At 71.4% G+C, this 17094-nt stretch carries 17 protein-coding genes; 7 read left to right on the top strand and 10 right to left on the bottom strand.

Annotated elements, in window-relative coordinates; all coding sequences use genetic code 11:
- Nucleotides 1-9: 9 nt before the first annotated feature.
- Nucleotides 10-741, bottom strand: coding sequence for an SAM-dependent methyltransferase (locus MF672_RS48300; protein WP_242373301.1), 732 nt, complete (start codon nucleotides 739-741; stop codon nucleotides 10-12).
- Nucleotides 742-987: 246 nt separating this feature from the next.
- On the opposite strand from MF672_RS48300, the gene MF672_RS48295 reads away from it, so the two are divergent.
- The 3 genes from MF672_RS48295 to MF672_RS48285 are packed head-to-tail and all read left to right on the top strand — an operon-like array spanning nucleotide 988 to nucleotide 3244.
- The gene (locus MF672_RS48295) at nucleotides 988-1953 is read left to right on the top strand and encodes an ABC transporter ATP-binding protein (RefSeq protein ID WP_242373302.1); all 966 of its coding nucleotides are present in this window, start codon (nucleotides 988-990) and stop codon (nucleotides 1951-1953) included.
- On the top strand, nucleotides 1950-2729 hold the full coding sequence (locus MF672_RS48290) for an ABC transporter permease (protein ID WP_242373303.1): 780 nt from the start codon (nucleotides 1950-1952) through the stop codon (nucleotides 2727-2729). The genes MF672_RS48295 and MF672_RS48290 overlap by 4 nt, the downstream gene beginning before the upstream one ends.
- Nucleotides 2730-2779: 50 nt before the next feature.
- Nucleotides 2780-3244, top strand: coding sequence for an NUDIX domain-containing protein (locus tag MF672_RS48285; RefSeq protein ID WP_242373304.1), 465 nt, complete (start codon nucleotides 2780-2782; stop codon nucleotides 3242-3244).
- Nucleotides 3245-3250: 6 nt separating this feature from the next.
- Here the strand turns inward: MF672_RS48285 and MF672_RS48280 are convergent, their stop codons facing one another.
- From MF672_RS48280 to MF672_RS48260, 5 genes are all read right to left on the bottom strand, one after another.
- On the bottom strand, nucleotides 3251-3997 hold the full coding sequence (locus tag MF672_RS48280; RefSeq protein ID WP_242373305.1) for an ABC transporter ATP-binding protein: 747 nt from the start codon (nucleotides 3995-3997) through the stop codon (nucleotides 3251-3253).
- Nucleotides 3998-4171: 174 nt separating this feature from the next.
- A complete protein-coding gene (locus MF672_RS48275; RefSeq protein WP_242373315.1) occupies nucleotides 4172-5401 on the bottom strand; it encodes an FAD-dependent monooxygenase in 1230 nt (409 codons plus the stop codon).
- A gap of 19 nt (nucleotides 5402-5420) precedes the next feature.
- Nucleotides 5421-6290 (bottom strand): ABC transporter permease, encoded by an 870-nt coding sequence (locus MF672_RS48270; protein WP_242373306.1) that lies wholly within the window; start codon nucleotides 6288-6290, stop codon nucleotides 5421-5423.
- The gene (locus tag MF672_RS48265; RefSeq protein ID WP_302893426.1) at nucleotides 6287-7102 is read right to left on the bottom strand and encodes an ABC transporter permease; all 816 of its coding nucleotides are present in this window, start codon (nucleotides 7100-7102) and stop codon (nucleotides 6287-6289) included. Before MF672_RS48265 ends, MF672_RS48270 begins: the two co-directional genes overlap by 4 nt.
- A gap of 2 nt (nucleotides 7103-7104) precedes the next feature.
- A complete protein-coding gene (locus MF672_RS48260; RefSeq protein WP_242373307.1) occupies nucleotides 7105-8103 on the bottom strand; it encodes an ABC transporter substrate-binding protein in 999 nt (332 codons plus the stop codon).
- 516 nt (nucleotides 8104-8619) lie between these two features.
- Here MF672_RS48260 and MF672_RS48255 point away from each other — a divergent pair.
- Genes MF672_RS48255 through MF672_RS48240 form a run of 4 tightly spaced genes read left to right on the top strand, consistent with a single transcriptional unit; the run spans nucleotide 8620 to nucleotide 13000 of the window.
- The gene (locus MF672_RS48255; protein WP_247815803.1) at nucleotides 8620-11580 is read left to right on the top strand and encodes a nitrate- and nitrite sensing domain-containing protein; all 2961 of its coding nucleotides are present in this window, start codon (nucleotides 8620-8622) and stop codon (nucleotides 11578-11580) included.
- Entirely contained in the window at nucleotides 11577-11999 is a 423-nt protein-coding gene (locus MF672_RS48250) for a roadblock/LC7 domain-containing protein (RefSeq protein ID WP_242383526.1), read from the top strand. Before MF672_RS48255 ends, MF672_RS48250 begins: the two co-directional genes overlap by 4 nt.
- A 4-nt stretch (nucleotides 12000-12003) precedes the next feature.
- A complete protein-coding gene (locus MF672_RS48245) occupies nucleotides 12004-12432 on the top strand; it encodes a DUF742 domain-containing protein (protein ID WP_242383525.1) in 429 nt (142 codons plus the stop codon).
- Complete coding sequence (locus MF672_RS48240; RefSeq protein ID WP_091093469.1) at nucleotides 12413-13000, top strand: GTP-binding protein; 588 nt, start codon at nucleotides 12413-12415, stop codon at nucleotides 12998-13000. Before MF672_RS48245 ends, MF672_RS48240 begins: the two co-directional genes overlap by 20 nt.
- 93 nt (nucleotides 13001-13093) lie before the next feature.
- Here the strand turns inward: MF672_RS48240 and MF672_RS48235 are convergent, their stop codons facing one another.
- From MF672_RS48235 to MF672_RS48220, 4 genes are all read right to left on the bottom strand, one after another.
- Nucleotides 13094-14098, bottom strand: coding sequence for a methyltransferase (locus MF672_RS48235; RefSeq protein WP_242383524.1), 1005 nt, complete (start codon nucleotides 14096-14098; stop codon nucleotides 13094-13096).
- 77 nt (nucleotides 14099-14175) lie between these two features.
- Nucleotides 14176-14958 (bottom strand): ABC transporter permease, encoded by a 783-nt coding sequence (locus MF672_RS48230; RefSeq protein ID WP_242383523.1) that lies wholly within the window; start codon nucleotides 14956-14958, stop codon nucleotides 14176-14178.
- A complete protein-coding gene (locus tag MF672_RS48225; protein WP_242383522.1) occupies nucleotides 14955-15728 on the bottom strand; it encodes an ABC transporter permease in 774 nt (257 codons plus the stop codon). Before MF672_RS48225 ends, MF672_RS48230 begins: the two co-directional genes overlap by 4 nt.
- The gene (locus MF672_RS48220; protein WP_242383521.1) at nucleotides 15725-16600 is read right to left on the bottom strand and encodes an ABC transporter substrate-binding protein; all 876 of its coding nucleotides are present in this window, start codon (nucleotides 16598-16600) and stop codon (nucleotides 15725-15727) included. The genes MF672_RS48225 and MF672_RS48220 overlap by 4 nt, the downstream gene beginning before the upstream one ends.
- Nucleotides 16601-17094 lie beyond the last annotated feature (494 nt).

Here is a 17094-nt window from a genome sequence, read left to right as displayed (position 1 = left end):
GCCGCCCGGTCACGGGCGGCGCAGCAGCAGCAGCGTGACGAAGCCGAGCACGTCCCGGTAGCCGGTGAGCCACAGCTCGCGGTGCTCCCGCATCACCCGCAGGACGTGCTCGGCGTCGGGGCCCGGATGCTCGGCGGCCCAGCGCGCCAGGCCGCCCGTCCAGGAGAACTCGTAGTCGTCCCATTCGGCCCGGTCGCTGACGTGGGCGTGGACGGTGAGCCAGCCGCCGGCCTCGGCGCTGTCCACCGTCCCCGCCAGATCGGGGTAGCCGCCGATCGCCGCCTCCAGCTCCGGCCCCGGCGGGCGCTCCCAGAACCCCTCGCCCACCAGGGCCAGCCCGCCGGGGCGGAGGTGCCGGGCGGCGGCCCGCAGCGTGCCCTTCAGCCCGCCGAAGGCGTGCGTGGAGCCCACGGCGAGCACCAGGTCGTACGGCTCGGCGGCCGGGAAGGCGGTGGCGTCGCCGAGGTGCGCGGTGAAACGGCCGCTCAGGCCGCGCGCCGCCGCCGCGCGCCCGGCGGCGGACACGGCGTGCGGGGAGAGGTCCACGCCGTCGGCGGTGGCCGACGGGACCAGCTCCAGCGCGCGCAGCGCCCACTCTCCCGGGCCGCAGCCCAGGTCGAGCAGGCGCGCTCCGTCCGGCAGCTTCGCCCGGCGCAGCAGGCGCTCGACGGCGGTGTCGGAGACGGGCGCGGCCACGGGATGGTCCAGGTGCGCGATCGCGCTGATCAGTTCTCGGTCCACCTCGCCATCCTCCCCGGCCGCGCAACCCGTTTTCGGCGTCGCGGGCAGGACCTTCGCCGCGCCGGGCGGCCCTTTCGACTCTGGGGCCGGGAGTGGCCGGGCGCGGAGGATGGCAGCGGTGAGGACTCGGGCGACAACCGGTCACACCGGCTGAGGCCCGGCACATGGGGCCGCCAGGCCCGGCGCCGCCGTGGTCGATCCAGGGGAATCACGGCGGCGCCCCCGGCACCGGAGACAGGGGCGATCATGGTGAGCGATCGGGCGGCCGGCACGGCCCGGCAGCCGGACGACGTCGTCATCGACGTCGCCCACCTGCGCAAGCGCTACCACGACCTGGTCGCCGTGGACGACGTGTCGTTCACGGTGGCGGAGGGCGAGATCCTCGGCATCGTCGGCCCCAACGGCGCCGGCAAGACCACCACCGTCGAGTGCCTGGCCGGCCTGCGCGCCCGCGACGGGGGCGAGATCGCCGTCTGCGGCTTCGACCCCGCCCGCGACCGCGACGAGCTGCGCCTCCGCGTCGGCATGCAGCTCCAGGCCGCCACCCTGCCCGACCGGCTCAAGGTCTGGGAGGCCGTCGACCTGTACGGCTCCTACTACGGCTGGCCGGTGGACGGCGAGGCGCTGCTCACCGAGGTCGGGCTGCACGACCTGCGCGGCCGGCGGTTCGGCAGGCTGTCCGGCGGCGAGAAGCAGCGCCTGTCGCTGGCCCTCGCCCTGGTCGGCGCCCCCCGCGTCGCGATACTCGACGAGCTGACCACCGGCCTGGACCCGCAGGCCCGCCGCGACACCTGGGACCTCATCGAGCACATCCGCGCGGCCGGGACCACGATCGTGCTGGTCACCCACTACATGGAGGAGGCCGAGCGGCTGTGCGACCGGGTCGCCGTCATCGACCGCGGCCGCCTGGTCGCCCTGGACACCCCCGAGGGCCTGGTCAAGCTGGCCGGCGACGCGGCCAGGATGGAGTTCCGGCCGACCGCGCCGGTCCCCGACGACGTGCTGGCCGGGCTGCCGGGCGTGCGCGCCGTCACCCGCGACCGGGGCCGGGTCGTCGTGACCGGCACCGGCGACATGGCCGTCACGGTCATCGAGGCGCTGTCCGCCCGGCACGTCAGGCCGCGGGAGCTGCGCGTGGAGCACCCCACCCTCGACGACGCCTTCCTCACCCTGACCGGCCACCCGCCGGGCGAACCGGGAGGACCCTCATGACCACCGCCGCCCAGGCTCCGTCACGCCGCAGGTCGCCCCTCGCCGTGATGGTGTGGACCGAGGTCAAGCTGCTGCTCCGCGAGCCGCCCGCGATCGCCTTCCCGCTGCTCATGCCGCTCGCGCTACTGCTCGTCCTCGGGCTGAGCATCCCGGACATGAGCCGGCCCTCGCCGGTCCTGGGCGGGCAGAGCTACCTCGACTCCCAGCTCCCCGCCACGATGACGCTCATGTCGGCGGCGATCACCGCGTTCACGGTGCTGCCGATCTCGGTGGCGGGCTACCGCGACAGCGGGGTGCTGCGCCGGATGTCGACCACGCCGGTGCCGCCCCGGCGGCTGCTCGCCGTGCAGCTCACGATCTACCTGGCCCTCGTGTTCGCGGCCACCGCGATCATGGTGGCCTGCGGCGCGCTGGTGCTCGGCATCGCCGTCCCGCGGCAGCTCGCCGGGTTCGTCCTGGTGCTGCTGCTCGGCACGGCGTCGCTGATGGCGCTCGGGCTGCTGGTCGCGGTGCTGTCGCCGTCGGCGAAGTCCGCGCCCGGGCTCGGGACGCTGCTGATGTTCCCGCTGCTGTTCCTCGGCGGCGTGTGGGTGCCGCGCGAGTCCCTGCCCGCGCCGGTGCGGGTGATCGGCGACCTGACGCCGGCCGGCTCGTTCGGCCGGGCGCTGCGCGACACCTGGTACGGCGCGGCCCCGTCCCTGGCGGCGGTCGTGGTCATGGCCGTCTGGCTGGTGGCCGTGGGGCTGCTGGCCGTGCGGCTGTTCCGCTGGGAGTGAGCGACCCGAAGACACCTTCCGGGGGCGGGCGGTGCGGCAGGATCGGGGGCATGCCGATTCCCCGAGCGGTCGCGGTCGTCCTCGACGGCCCCCGCGTCCTGGTCATCAAGCGTTTCCGGCGCGACCCCGGCTTCGCGAGCTGCAACCTGTGCCGGGAGGCGGCCGCGCCGGGCCCGCTCTGCCCCGGCCACCGCTACGCCGTCCTGCCCGGCGGCCACGTCGAGGAGGGCGAGAGCGCCGAGACGGCGGCGCTGCGCGAACTGACGGAGGAGACCACGCTGACCGGCCGGATCGAGCGGCTGCTGTGGACCGGCCGGCACGGCGCGCGCCCGGCCTCCTACTTCCTCATGACCGGCGTGACGGGCACGTCGGTGCTGGCGGGGGAGGAGGCCGTGGAGCATCGTCCGGACAACAGCTTCGAGCTGGCGTGGGCCACGACCGCCGACTTCGAGCGGCTCAACCTGGTGCCCAGCGAGCTCCGCGGGCCGCTCGCGGCCCTGCTCGACGCCCGGTAGGGGCCGTCAGACGACGGCGGCGTGCCCGCGCACCAGCCGGCCGACCTCGGCCCGCAGGTGCACGAAGTCGGGGTGCTCGCGGGTGGTGATCTGGTCGCGCGGCCCCGGCAGGTCGACCTTGAGGTCGCCGACCACGTGCGCGGGCGCCTTCGACAGCACGACGACGCGGTCGCCCACGTACACGCTCTCGTCGATGTCGTGGGTGATGAGCACGATCGTCATCTGGTGGTGGCCGCGCACCTTCAGCACGAGGTCCTCGAGGTCCTCCCTGGTCTGCGCGTCCACCGAGCCGAACGGCTCGTCCATCAGCATCAGCGTCGGCCGGTAGGCCAGCGCCCGCGCGATCGCCACCCGCTGCTGCATGCCGCCGGAGAGCTGGAACGGGTACTTGCGCTCCGCCCCCGCGAGGCCGACCGACTCCAGCGCCTCCATGGCGGCCTCGCGCCGGGCCTTCTTGTCCATGTCCTTGCGGCGCAGCGGCAGCGCGACGTTGTCGGCGACCGACATCCAGGGGAACAGTGAGCGGCTGTAGTCCTGGAACACCACGGCCAGGTTGTCCGGCGTCCGGCGCACCACGTTGCCCTCGACCTTGACCTGACCGCCGGTCGGGCTGATGAGCCCGGCGATCGAGCGCAGCAGCGTGGACTTCCCGCAGCCCGACGGCCCCACGATGCACAGCAGCTCGCCCGCGGCGACGCTCAGGTTGAGGCCTTCGATGGCGCGGTGCTCGTTCGGGCTGCCGGCGCCGTACACGTGGGAGAGATTGTCTATCTCTAGCAATGCGCTTCCTAGGGGGGCGAGACCGCGGAGGGTGGCCGCGACTCCGGGGAAGGGTCAGAACAAGACTCTAGCGGAGCGGGTGAAGCTGGACATGTCGGTCAGGTAAACCTCTTCAGGGCGCGATCTTACTCCGCCAACCTGGGAAAGTCATGGCACGCTCCACGACTCCCGCTCGTTGAGCGCCCGGACGTCGGCGTCGGAGATGTGCCGCTGCGCGGCGGCCATGGCGGCCAGCTCGGCCTCCGTCAGCACCTCCGCGATGTCGCCGAAGCCGCCGGGCGCCCGCTCGGTCACCAGGCGGATGGTCTCGTCGATGGGCAGCGCCCGGTGCGCCAGCACCAGCTCCGAGGTGGGCGGGCGCCGCTCGTCCTCGTACGCCCGCAGCGCCTTGACCGGGTCGTCGCAGGTGGCCAGGCAGCGGGCCAGCACGCGGGCGTCGAGCACGGCCTGCGAGCCGCCGTTCGAGCCGATCGGGTACATCGGGTGGGCGGCGTCGCCGAGCAGCGTCACCCGGCCCTCGCCCCAGTGCGGCAGCGGGTCGCGGTCGACCATCGGGTACTCCAGGATGCGCTCGGTGGCGGCCAGCAGCCCCCGGATGTCGGCGAGGGCGTACCTCCACCCGGCGAAGTGCGCCGCCACCTCCGCCCGGTCGCCCTCCCGGTACCAGTCGGCGGCCGTGACCGGGCCGGGCCCGGCCACCTTGACCTCGGCCACCCAGTTGACCAGCCGGGGGTCGGCGGCCGAGATGTGGTAGGTGACGAACTTACCGGCCGCGTTGGAGCCGCCGACCAGCACCGTCGCGCCGTCGAGGATGCGGTCGGACTCGGCGACGCCGCGCCACATCCGGATGCCGGCCCACAGCAGCGGGTCGCCGGACGGGTGCAGCCGGGCGCGCACGGCCGACTGCACGCCGTCGGCGCCGACCAGCACGTCCACCCGCTCCCGCAGCACCCGCCCGTCGTGGCCGCGCAGCGTGACGGACACCCCGTCGCCGTCCTGCGCGAAGCCCTCGAAGCGCAGCCCGGTGCGGACCGGGACCCCGCGTTCCTCGACGGCGGCCAGCATCGCGAGCTGCAGCTCGCCGCGGTGGATGCTGTACTGCGGCCACCGGTAGCCGGCCGACCGGCCGCGCGGCAGCGCCAGGATGACGTTGCCGTGCCGGTCGGCGAAGGTCATGTAGCTGGTCTCGACGCCGAGCGCCGCGAGGGCGCCGGCCAGGCCCAGCTCGGTCAGCTCGCGCACGGCGTGCGGCTGCAAATTGATGCCGACGCCGAGCGGCCTGATCTTTCGCGCGGCCTCCACGACCACGCACTCCAGCCCGGCCGCGGCCAGGCTCAACGCGGCGGCGAGACCTCCGATGCCGCCCCCCACGACCATGGTCCTCACCGCCCGAACCCTAGCCGACCGGCTCCTGCGCCGCGCGGTGCCAGGCCAGCACGCGCCGCTCGGCCACCAGGAACAGCTCGTTCAGCAGGTAGCCCAGCACCCCGAGCAGCACGATCCCGGCCCACATGGCGGTCAGGTCGAACATCGAGTATGCCTCGGTGAGCTGGAAGCCGATCCCGTTGGTCGTCCCGGGCAGCAGCTCGGAGAAGACCATGACGATCAGCGACAGCGACAGCGCCAGCCGCAGCCCGGCGAACATCTTGGGCAGCGCCGACGGCAGGATCACCCGCCACAGCCGCTCGGCCCGCGACAGCCGGAACACCTGGCAGGTCTGCAGGTGCAGCGGCTCCACCGAGCGGGCGCCGTCGGCGGTGTTGAGCAGCACCGGCCACACGATGCTGAACACGATGAACGCGAGCTGCATGCGCAGCCCGAACCCGAACACCACGAGGAACACGGTGACCAGCGCGGGCGGCGGCACGGCCCGCAGGAACTGCAGCACCCCGTCGAGGTAGTCGTAGACGCGCGCCGACAGCCCCACCGCCAGCCCGAGCACGACCCCGGCCAGCGCGCCTCCGGCGAACCCGGCGGCCATCCGGCCGAGGCTGGGCAGGATGTTCCGGACGGCGACGTCGGTCAGGAACAACCGCTGCGGCGGCCCGGAGAACCACATCTCCCGCATCCTGACCACGATGGCGCTCGGCGCGGGGAAGAACGCGCTGCCCGCCGCCCGGGTCGCCGCCTCCCACAGCAGGAGCAGCACCGCGAGCACCAGCCAGCGGAACGCGGCCCTCCGCAGGCCCGCGGCGCGGGGAGCGCGGGCGGGCAGCACCTCGACCGGCGCCGGCGCCTCCGCCGCGACGTCTGCGGCGACCTTCATGTCCGCTCCTCCAACCGGGCGTGGTGCCAGCGGAACGCCCGCCGCTCGAAGGCGACCAGCAGCGCGTTCACCGCCACGCCGAACAGCCCGACCCAGCACACCCCGGCCAGGATGTCGGTCATCCTGGCGGGCACCGCGAGGCCGGCGAAGTAGATGAACACGCCCACGCCCTCGCCCCGCCCGGCCACGATCTCCGTGCTGACGGTGAGGATCAGCGCGACCCCGGCGGCCAGCCGGACGCCGGTCGAGATGAAGGGCGCGGCCGAGGGCAGCGAGACGCGCAGCAGCACCGGCAGCGGGCCGAAGCCGTAGGACCGAAGCGACTCCTTGGCCAGCGGGTCCACGCCGCGCAGGCCGTACATGGTGTTGTAGAGGATCGGCCACAACGCGGCGTAGACCACCAGCGAGATCCGCAGTTGCAGGCCGGTGCCGATGACGAGGGCCACCAGCGGGATCAGCGCGACCGACGGGATCGGCCGCAGGAACTCCACGACCGAGCGGGTGGCGGCGTCCACGACCGGGACGCTGCCGAGCAGCAGCCCGAGCGGCACCGCCGCGGCCGTGGCGAGCCCGAGCCCGGCGGCCCAGGCGAGCAGGCTGGTCAGGGCGTGCGCGCGGAAGGCGGGGTCGAGGGCGAGGGTCCCCATGCGCGCGGCGATCTCCGTCGCGGGCGGCAGGAACTCGCGGTCGGCCAGGCCGGTCCGGCTGACCAGCTCGATCAGGGCGGCGAAGGCGAGGGCCCCGGCCGCCCGCCGGGACCACCGGGTGGTGGTGCCGGCCGGGCGGGCGGGGGCCAGTGCGGAAGCGCTCACGTCTACCCGGACGTGGTCGGCGACATCAGCGACTTCACGTCGATCGCCTTGTTCAGCCAGTGGGCCTCCAGCATCCAGTCGGCCACCCGTTGCAGCCGCACCGGGTTGTCGTTGCCGGAGAAGTAGGGGAAGGTCACGGTGGCGGCGGTGGCCGCGTCGATCTGCGTGAAGGTCGGCAGCACCTTGGAGACCACCTCGCGGTTGTTCTCCATCAGCTTGGCCGCGTTGTGGATGGCGCGCTGGAAGGCCGCCGCGACGTGCGGGTTCTTGTCGTACCACTCCTGCGTGCTGACGTAGCCGGAGATGGGGAACTCCGCGGCGGGCCCCGAGGCGGGGTCGAGGATCTTGCGGGCGCCCATGGTGGAGGTGGCGGCGGTGACCATCGGCTCGCCGAGGTAGGCGGCGTCGATCTGGCCGCTCTTCCACGAGGGCATGATGTTCTGGAACGTCACCTGGACGTACTTGATGGAGGCGGGGTCGACGTTGTTGGCCTTGAGCACCTGCGTCAGGGCCAGCTCCTGGAAGTTGTGCAGGACGTTGACGTTGATCGTCTTGCCTTCGAGGTCCTTGGGCGTCTTGATGGGGGAGGTGGGCAGCACCATGATGCTCAGGGAGTCGGGGGCGGCTCGTGAGCCCTCCGCCAGGATGCGCAGCTTGAGCGTTCCCTTGTCCTGGGCCTGGAACATCGACACGTAGTTGCCGAACATGGCGTCGATCTCGCCGTTCAGCAGCATGGGGATGGCCTCGGGCGCGGCCTGGACGACCTGCGGGGTGACCTCCAGACCTTCCTTCTCGAACAGCCCCTGGTCGATGGCGACGTAGAGGGCGGCGCTGTCGATGGCCGGCAGGGTGGCGACCTTGATCTTGGTCTTCTCCAGGCCGCCGTTGGACGCGGCCGGTGGTGCGCTTGCGGTCGTCGCGCCGCCGCCGGAGCTGCAGGCGGCGGCGAGGGTCAAAGCGAATCCGATGATGGCGGCCCTGGCGGGACGGCCAAGCCTCATGTCAGGGACTCCCTTCAGATGGAGCCAGGGGGGACCGGGCGGCTTTCTGCTGCCGGCGGCGATGCGCCTGACGCGCAACAGGGCTCGACCGTAGCACCAAATTGGTGGTCATTATCGCGAAGATAACACTTGCGGTTGCAATGTCTGCTTGTCGCTATATCGTGAAAATTTGACGACCGGTAAGTACGTGGGCGTTTGTCCAGTTTGGGAATGGAGGTACTGGGGGGACTCAGGTAGCTGGCGAGGCCATTCTGGCGATGCATTCTGCGGGTGAGGAAGTGGCTCGCGGAGCGATCTTTCACACCTCGTTTCCGCAGATAGACGGTTGTTTACCGATTCTGGCGTAATTTTCGGACAGTAGGGGACAAACGCCTCGATGGGGCACGATCAGTGGTTGGCCGCCGTTGGCCCTTGTGCTCAAATGGCGCTTATCTGGACGTACAAATTGCCCCACCGCGCATTTACCTGCAGGGTCACCGAGAATTCCCCTCCCGGGGCGAGAGGTTGCGAAGGCAAGTGAGAACGCAGAGCGCTGAAGCTTCCGCCGACCGCGAGCCGCACGCGCACCAGAAGCAGCAGCCGTCCAAACCCTCCTCGCGCAGGTTCGGACTGGGCAACTGGCACGTGCGATCCCGCCTCATCGCGCTGATCGTCGTGCCCACGGCCGTGGCCGTCGGGCTCGGCGGCCTGAGCGTGATCACCTCACTCAACGACGCCCACACCTACCAGACCCTCCGGCAGGTCGCCGAGTTCAGCGAGCAGCTCGGGGCCGTCACCCACGAGCTGGCCTTCGAACGTGACCAGACCGCTCTGTTCATCGCCCAGGGCCGCCCCCGCGAGCGCGAGGCCCAGCTGCAGACCACCTACAGCGGCGTGGACGCCCTGATCGACGGCGCCAAGCAGCGCGGACAGGTGATCGGCGACACCCACGGCGACGCCGTGCGGCCGGTGCTGCGCCGCCTGGAGGAGATCCCGACGCTGCGCGCCACCGCGGTCAAGGGCAAGATCCAGCCGCTGCCGATGATCGACAAGTACTCCCAGATCATCGCCGCGCTCCTGCAGTTCCACGACCAGGTCGGCCAGGTCGCCGTGGACGACGAGGTCAACCACAGCGCCAGCGCCATGGCCGCCATCGCCCGGGCCAAGGAGCAGGCGTCCAAGCAGCGCGGCATCCTGGCCAGCGCCCTGGACAAGAAGAGCTTCGACAGCGGCGAGCTGGAGGCGCTCACCGACGCCAAGGCCCGCGAGGAGAGCGAGGAGACCCTCTTCGCCACGCTGGCCAACCTCGACCAGCTCGAGCTCTACCGCAACACGGTGGTCGGCCGTGACGTGGACCAGACCGACCTGTTCCGGCTGCGCGCGATGGCGCAGGCGTCGGAGAGCAAGCCGCTCGGCATCGGCGTCCCCGTCAGCAAGGACGTCACCACGTGGTTCGAGGTCAGCACCGGCAAGATCGACGCCCTGCGCAGCGTGGAGAAGGACCTCGCCTCCTCGGTGATCCTGCGGGCCCGCGGCCTGGAGGAGGGCGCCAACCGCTCGGCGATGATCTCCGGCGGCCTCATCCTGCTCCTGCTGCTCGTCGTGATCTCGATCATCTCGCTCATCGCCCGCTCGCTCATCCGGCCGCTGCGCCGGCTGCGCCGCGAGGCCCTCGACATCGCCGGGCAGCGCCTGCCCGAGACCGTCAAGGCGCTGCGCGAGAGCACCGACGGCAGCCCCGGCCCGGTCGCCCCGATCAGCGTCGACACCCACGACGAGATCGGCGAGGTCGCCCGCGCCTTCGACGAGGTGCACCGCGAGGCGGTCCGGCTGGCCGGCGAGGAGGCCCGCCTCCGCAGCAACGTCAACGCGATGTTCGTGAACCTGTCGCGGCGCAGCCAGACGCTGGTCGAGCGGCAGATCACCCTGATCGACGGGCTGGAGCAGGGCGAGCAGGACGAGCAGCGCCTCGGCAACCTGTTCAAGCTGGACCACCTGGCCACCCGTATGCGGCGCAACAGCGAGAACCTGCTGGTGCTCGCCGGCCAGGAGCCGCCGCGCCGCTGGAGCCAGCCGGTCAAGCTGGTGGACGTGGCCCGCGCCTCGCTGTCGGAGGTCGAGAACTACGAGCGGGTGGTGCTCCAGGTGCCCGATGGCGTCTCGGTCGCCGGGCAGGCCGTCAACGACGTCATCCACCTGCTGGCCGAGCTGGTGGAGAACGCGCTGTCGTTCTCTCCGCGCGAGACCCGCGTGACCGTCTCCGGCAGCCGCATCGACGGCGGCGGCGTCATGCTGTCGATCACCGACAACGGCATCGGCATGACCCAGGACGAGCTGGCCCAGGCCAACGACCGGCTGACCGAGGCGCCGTCCGTGGACGTGTCGGTCTCCCGCCGCATGGGCCTGTTCGTGGTCGCCCGCCTGGCGCACCGCCACGGCATCCGGGTGCAGCTCCGCCCGCACGCCTCCGGCGGGCTGACCGCCATGGTGCTCATCCCGGAGAACATGCTGGGCGGGCAGGCTCCCGCGCACGTCGCGGGCATGCCGTCGTTCTCCGGCAACCAGCCCCCCTCGTACAACCCGTCCGTCAACCCGTCGTACAGCCCGCCGCCCGTGTTCGACCAGCCGTCCGCGCCGGCCATGGGCCAGCATTCGGGCCCGCCTCTGGGGCAGCCGCCGTACGGGCAGCCGTTCACGCAACCGCCCGCCTTCGCCGGCGACACCCCGATGGCCGCCTTCTCCGGCGCCGGCGGGGGAGGGGACGAGCCCTACGCGGGCCCGCACCCCGCGCCGCCCGCCCTCGACTGGCCGCAGCCGCCCGCCCAGCTCGGCCCCGGCCACCCGTCCTTCCCCTCGAACCCGGAGGCGAACGGCTGGCCGCAGCCGCCCGGCTGGCAGCCCGACGCCGCCTCCTGGACCCCGGAGCCGCGCGGCTTCGACGGCTCCGACGTCTGGTCGCCGCCCCGCACCTCCGCCTGGAACGGCGGCAGCCTGCCCAAACGGCCGGTGGCGCCCGAGCCGCCGCCCGGCGGCTGGAGCGGCGACACGATGCCGCCGCAGCGCCCGGGGTTCGAGTACACCGACGACGCCGGGGACACCGGCCCCATACCGGCGGTCCCGCCCGCCTCCGCCGGTGACGACTACCTGCCGATCTTCGCCGCCGTAGAGTCCGCCTGGTTCGGGCGCGACAAGAGCTGGAACCCCAGCAAGGCGGACGAGGGATGGAGCGCCGCGGAGGCCGTGGTGGAGCCGGTACGTGACGGATCGACGGCCGCCGGGCTGCCCAAACGGGTGCCGAAGGCCAACCTGGTGCCGGGCTCGGCAGGCACGGCGGCCGCGCCCAAGGGCGTGACGCCGATGCCGTCGGTCTCGCCGGACCGGGTCCGCAACCGCCTGTCCAGCTTCCAGCAGGGCTTCCGCGCGGCGCGCGACGACATCAGCGAGGGCAGGGCGTTCTCCGCTGGCCCGCGGAACGACGAAAGGGAGGAGGGCGCATGAACGAGCTGAGCCACGCGGCACGCGGGGTGGATTGGTTGATCACCGACTTCGTCAGCACGGTCCCGGGTGTCGCGCACGCGGTGGTCGTCTCATCGGACGGACTGCCGCTGGCCGCCTCTTCGGGCTTCCCGGCCGACCGCGCCGACCAGCTGGCCGCCATCGCGTCCGGGCTGGTCAGCCTGACCCAGGGCGCGGCCAGGGTGTTCGAGGGAGGGGCGGTCAACCAGACGATCGTGGAGATGCAACGCGGGCTCATGCTGATCATGTCGATCAGCGACGGCTCGTGCCTGGCGGTCCTGGCCGCCCCTGACTGCGACATGGGCCTGGTGGCCTACCAGATGACGCTGATGGTCGAGCGCGCCGGGCAGGTGCTGACCCCCGCTGTGCGCGCGGAGCTGCGTGCCAGCCAGACCAGGTGATGGAATGACGGACCCCAGATGGAACAGCGGCGGTTGGGCGCCCGAGTCGCAGCCTCAGCCCCAGTCCCAACCCCAGCCGCAGCTGAACCCGGACCCCGCATCGCCCGTCCGCCCCTACGCCGTGACCGGTGGACGGACGGCGCCGCGGGTCAAGCTGGCGATGGAGGCCCTGGTGTCCTCGGCGACGGCCGAGCACCGGGAGTTCTCGCATATCACGCCGGAGTACCAGGCGATCAGCCAACTCTGCCGGCAGGTCCGGTCCGTCGCGGAGGTCTCCGCCCTTCTCCGGATCCCCCTCGGCGTGGTCCGCGTGCTGATCGCTGACATGGCGGCCGAGGGCCTGGTCCGCGTGCACCAGCCACAGCTGGAGGACGCCGGCCGGCCCGATGTGAATTTGCTCGAAAGGGTGCTCAGTGGACTTCGCAGGCTCTAGCCCCGGACTCACCTCGACGAAGATCGTCGTGGCCGGCGGTTTCGGGGTGGGCAAGACGACGTTCGTCGGCGCGGTGTCGGAGATCATGCCGTTGACCACGGAGGCGGTGATGACCGACGCCTCCGCGGGGATCGACGACCTGGGCATGACGCCGCTGAAGTCGACGACGACCGTGGCCATGGACTTCGGCCGCGTCTCGCTGGACCGTGACCTGATCCTCTATCTGTTCGGCACGCCCGGGCAGCACCGGTTCTGGTTCATGTGGGACGACCTCGTGCGCGGCGCGATCGGTGCGGTGGTGCTGGTGGACACCCGCCGGCTGGCCGACAGCTTCCCGGCCATCGACTACTTCGAGGAGGCGCAGCTGCCGTTCATCGTCGGCATCAACGGCTGGGACGGGCAGTACCCGCACAGCGACGGCGAGGTGCGCGACGCGCTCACCCTGGCCCCGCACATTCCGATGGTGCGGCTGGACGCGCGCAAGAAGGACTCCGTCAAGAACACGCTGATCGAGCTGGTCGAGCACGCCCTCTCGGTGCGGATGGCCGTGCCGGGCTGGGGCGGCTGACCGGCCGCGTCGGCCTCCCTGGCCCGCTGCCCCCGCTCTCCGCTGCGTCCTGCCGCCGGGACGGAGGGCGGGGGCAGAGGTCACCGGGAGGGCCTACCGGGGCACGGCCTCGATGAGGCTCGCGCCGGAGCCCAGCTCGACGACGTCGGCGAGGGCCAGGTCCGCCCGGCGGAGCAGGGCGGCGTACTCCTCCCGGGTGCGCTCGGCGCCCCCGTTGAAGATCGCCAGCATCCGCAGGTCGATGTCCTTGCCCAGGTGCGGCGCCGCGTCGTCGGGCAGCACCGCCTCCAGCACCAGCACCCGGCCGGCCGGGTGCATGGCGCGGCGGACGTTGCCGAGGACGGTGACGGCGTCGGCGTCGTCCCAGTTGTGCAGGACGCTGGCCAGCAGGTAGACGTCGCCCCCGGCCGGGACCTCGGCGAAGATGTCGCCGGCGACGACCTCCGCCCGCCCGCTCAGGCCCTCCTCGGCGAAGGTCCGCTCCGCCTGCGGGGTCACGTGGGGCAGGTCCAGCAGGATGCCGCGCATCCGCGGGTTGGCGTGCAGGACCGAGGCCAGGATGTGGCCCTTGCCGCCGGCCACGTCCACCATCGTCGCGGTGGGCGGGAAGGCGTACGCCTTGACCAGGCCCTCGGTGAAGGGCAGGGCGCGGCGCCTCATGTAGTCGTCGAACATGGCGCTGACCGCCGGGTCGGCGGCCAGGTGGTCGTACAGGTGGCCGTAGCGCTTGACGAAGGCCGAGCTGCCCTCGCGCACGGTGGCGGGCAGCAGGCCCATGGCGGTCCAGAAGCTCTCCTCGCCGAGCATCCTGATCGACGAGCGGACCGAGTCGGGCACGTCCGAGCGCAGCGCGGTGCCCCTCGGGGCGAGGTCCCAGGAGTCCCCGCCGGCCGCGCGGACCAGATCCATCGCGGCCAGCTCGCGCAGCACCCGGCGCAGCGCGGCCGCGTCGGCCCCGCAGCGCCGGGCCAGCTCCGCCGTGCCGAGCGGGCCGTCCGCCAGGTGGTCGGCCACGCCCAGCTCCGCCATGGTGAGCAGGGCCGCCAGCCGGGAGATGTCGCCTACGGCTCCCCAGAGGAGCTCGTCGGAGTGCGGCATACGTCCTTCCAGGTCAGGTGGCTTCCAGGTCAGGTGGCTTCCAGGTCAGGTGGCTTCCAGGTCAGGTGGCTTCCAGGTCAGGTGGCGTTGCGGGTGGCCTGCCGGTGCCAGACGAGCAGACGCCGCTCGGCCAGCACGAACAGGGAGTTCACCAGGTAACCGAGCACGCCGAGCAGGGCGATCGTGGCCCACACCCCGGCGCCGTCGAAGCTGCGCTGCGCCTGGAGCAACTGGTAGCCGATGCCGTTGGTGCTGCCGAACAGCTCCGAGATGACCATGAGGATCAGCGCCAGCGACAGGCTCAGCCGCAGCCCGGCGAAGATCTTCGGCGAGGCCGCGGGCAGCAGCACCAGCCTCAGGTACTGCTCCTTCGACAGGTTGAAGACGACGGCCGTCTCGGTGTAGGTGCGGTCCACCGTCCGCACGCCGTCGATCGAGTTGAGCAGCACCGGCCAGATCACGCCGAACACGATCGCCGCCAGCATCATCGGCAGCCCCGCCTGGAACAGCACGATGAAGACCGGCAGCAGCAGCGGCGGCGGGATGGCCCGGCCGAACTCGATCAGCGGGTCCACGTAGTCGGTCGCCGTGCGCGAGCGGCCGAGCAGCACGCCCAGCAGGATGCCCGCCACGGCGGCCAGGACCCAGCCGGTGAACATGCGGCCGAGGCTCGGCAGCAGGTTGTCCACCGCGTCGTCGGTCAGGAAGAGCCGGGAGACCGGGCCGGAGAACCACAGCTCGTACATGCGGGTGACGATCGTCGTCGGCGGCGGGAAGTCGGTGTCCTCCAGCGCGCGGCCGATCAGCTCCCACACGACGAGCACGACCGGGATCACCCAGAACCGGGCGAGTGCCTTCACGAGTGCGCTCCCGTCCGCATGCGGTGCCAGTGGAACAGGCGGCGCTCGCCGGCCAGCAGGACCAGGTTGGCGGCCACGCCGAACAGCCCGGCCCAGACGGTCGCCGCCATCATGAGGTCCACCCGGTTGCCGCTGCTGGCCTGGACGACGTACACGCCGAGCCCGGCGGCGCCGCCCGCGACCAGCTCGGCGCTGACCGCGAGGACCAGCGCGATGCCGGCCGCGATCCGCACGCCGGTGGCCACGAACGGGGCCGCGCTCGGCAGGCTCACCCGGGCCAGCACCGCGAGCGGGCCGAAGCCGAAGCTGCGCAGCGACTCCTTGGCCAGGGGGTCGACGTCGTGCATGCCGTAGAGGGTGTTGATGAGGATCGGCCACATCGAGGCGTACACGATGACGGAGACCTTCATCATCCCGTCCACCGGGATGAGCAGGATGGCCAGCGGGATGATGGCCACCGAGGGGATCGGGCGCAGGAACTCCAGCACGGGCCGGATGGCCCGCTCCACCGGCGGCAGCGAGCCCAGCAGCACGCCGAGCGGCACCGCCACGCAGATCGCGATCAGCATGCCGAGCGCCCAGTTGGTGAGGGTCGTGCCGATCCCGGCGAGGAAGTCGGCGTCCACCAGCAGGCGCACGGTTTCGAGCAGGATGGTCGACGGGGGAGGGAAGCTCAGGTCGTCGGGCACGACGAAGCGGAGGACCAGCTCCCCGGCGACGATGAACCCCGCGGCGCCGACGGCGCCGCGGAGCAGCCGGGCACCGGTCATCCGCTCGACGCGGGAGCCGCGATCACGGACTTCACGTCGATCGGGCTCTTCAGGTACTTGTACTCGAGCATGAGGTCGGCCACCTTCTGGAGGCGGTTGGCGTTCAGCTCACTCGGGTACGTGCCGAGCGTGATCACCGAGGCCGTCTTGGCGTCGATCTTGGTGTACTTCGGCAGCATGGCCTCGATCTCCTTGCGGTCGCTGGAGGCGAGCTGCTGCGCCTTGGCGATCGCCCGCTGGAAGGCGGCCAGGGTCTTCGGGTACTTCTGCACCCACTCCTCGGTGGCCATCCAACCGGCGATCGGCAGGTCCTCGGTCTGGCCGGTCATGGTGTCGGCCAGCTTGCGGAAGCCGTTGGCGCTCTGGTTCGCGGTGATGAAGGGCTCGGTGATCCAGCCGGCGTCGGCCTGGCCCGCCTTGATCGCGTTGCCCATCTCGGGGAACGGCTTCTCGGCGAACTTCACGTCGTCCTTGGTGAGGCCCGCGACCTTGAGCTGCGTCTCCACCGCGAGGGTGGCGACGTTGTTCAGGTTGTTGACGAGGACCGTCTTGCCCTTGAGGTCCGCCACCGTCTTGATGGGCGAGTCGGCGGGGACCATGATGACGAAGCAGTTGGCGCCGGCCTGGTACATGTCGGCGACCAGCTTGATCTTCTTGCCCTTCTCGACCGCGGCGAAGGTCGAGACGTAGTTGGTCTGCGAGATGTCGAGCTGGCCGCTCTCGATCATCGGGACGGCCACGGCGCCACCGGTGATGGTCTGCGGCTCCACCGTCAGGCCCTCTTCTTTGAAGAAGCCCTTGGCCTGCGCGATGTAGAGCGATACAGGGTCAGGGATCGGAAGAGCGCCGACCTTAATGGTGGTTTTCTCCAAGCCCTTGCTGTTGGCTGACGTGGTGCCGCCGTCGTCGGATCCGCCGCAGCCGGCAAGCGTCAGAGCGACTGTGACGCCGAGTGCGACGGCGTAACAGCGCAGTTTGCGTGTCATGGGGGGTTCTCCTACCAGGGGGAAGCTTCTGGAGATCGGCACAGGATACCGGGCGTGAAGCGTAGCGGAAGGGGATGGTGGAACGTCAGCGCAATGCCGCGTATATGCCGTCTATCTGTCAAAGATGACTGTAAGGGGCCATAGATGTAAATATGTGGATAAAGACCGGTTCTGCACCGAATGTCCGGATTGGGATGATGGTTGCGCTCCGTGGCCAAGAGCTTGCCATGTGAACAATGTGTGATTTGGAGCGTTTGAAAACCGGCGATACGTTGGCTGAAGTATGAGGTTTGTGCTCAAATTGGGCCTCGAACTTGCCTGCGATCAATCGTCCGAGAGACGAAGCCGCTGAGACCCCCCTAAAGCAGGCCATGGCGAGA

Source organism: Actinomadura luzonensis (assembly GCF_022664455.2).
In the GTDB taxonomy this organism is placed as follows: Bacteria; Actinomycetota; Actinomycetes; order Streptosporangiales; family Streptosporangiaceae; genus Nonomuraea; species Nonomuraea luzonensis.
Note: the sequence above shows the minus strand (reverse complement) of the source record. Positions and strands in the feature narration are given on the sequence as shown.

What these genes read in the sequence shown, in the direction of transcription:
- MF672_RS48245 (WP_242383525.1), top strand. Translation starts at nt 12,004, where the DNA reads ATGACGGACCCCAGATGGAACAGCGGCGGTTGGGCGCCCGAGTCGCAG.
- MF672_RS48270 (WP_242373306.1), bottom strand. Translation starts at nt 6,290, where the DNA reads ATGAAGGTCGCCGCAGACGTCGCGGCGGAGGCGCCGGCGCCGGTCGAG.
- MF672_RS48290 (WP_242373303.1), top strand. Translation starts at nt 1,950, where the DNA reads ATGACCACCGCCGCCCAGGCTCCGTCACGCCGCAGGTCGCCCCTCGCC.
- MF672_RS48275 (WP_242373315.1), bottom strand. Translation starts at nt 5,401, where the DNA reads ATGGTCGTGGGGGGCGGCATCGGAGGTCTCGCCGCCGCGTTGAGCCTG.
- MF672_RS48295 (WP_242373302.1), top strand. Translation starts at nt 988, where the DNA reads ATGGTGAGCGATCGGGCGGCCGGCACGGCCCGGCAGCCGGACGACGTC.
- MF672_RS48260 (WP_242373307.1), bottom strand. Translation starts at nt 8,103, where the DNA reads ATGAGGCTTGGCCGTCCCGCCAGGGCCGCCATCATCGGATTCGCTTTG.
- MF672_RS48250 (WP_242383526.1), top strand. Translation starts at nt 11,577, where the DNA reads ATGAACGAGCTGAGCCACGCGGCACGCGGGGTGGATTGGTTGATCACC.
- MF672_RS48285 (WP_242373304.1), top strand. Translation starts at nt 2,780, where the DNA reads ATGCCGATTCCCCGAGCGGTCGCGGTCGTCCTCGACGGCCCCCGCGTC.
- MF672_RS48235 (WP_242383524.1), bottom strand. Translation starts at nt 14,098, where the DNA reads ATGCCGCACTCCGACGAGCTCCTCTGGGGAGCCGTAGGCGACATCTCC.
- MF672_RS48225 (WP_242383522.1), bottom strand. Translation starts at nt 15,728, where the DNA reads ATGACCGGTGCCCGGCTGCTCCGCGGCGCCGTCGGCGCCGCGGGGTTC.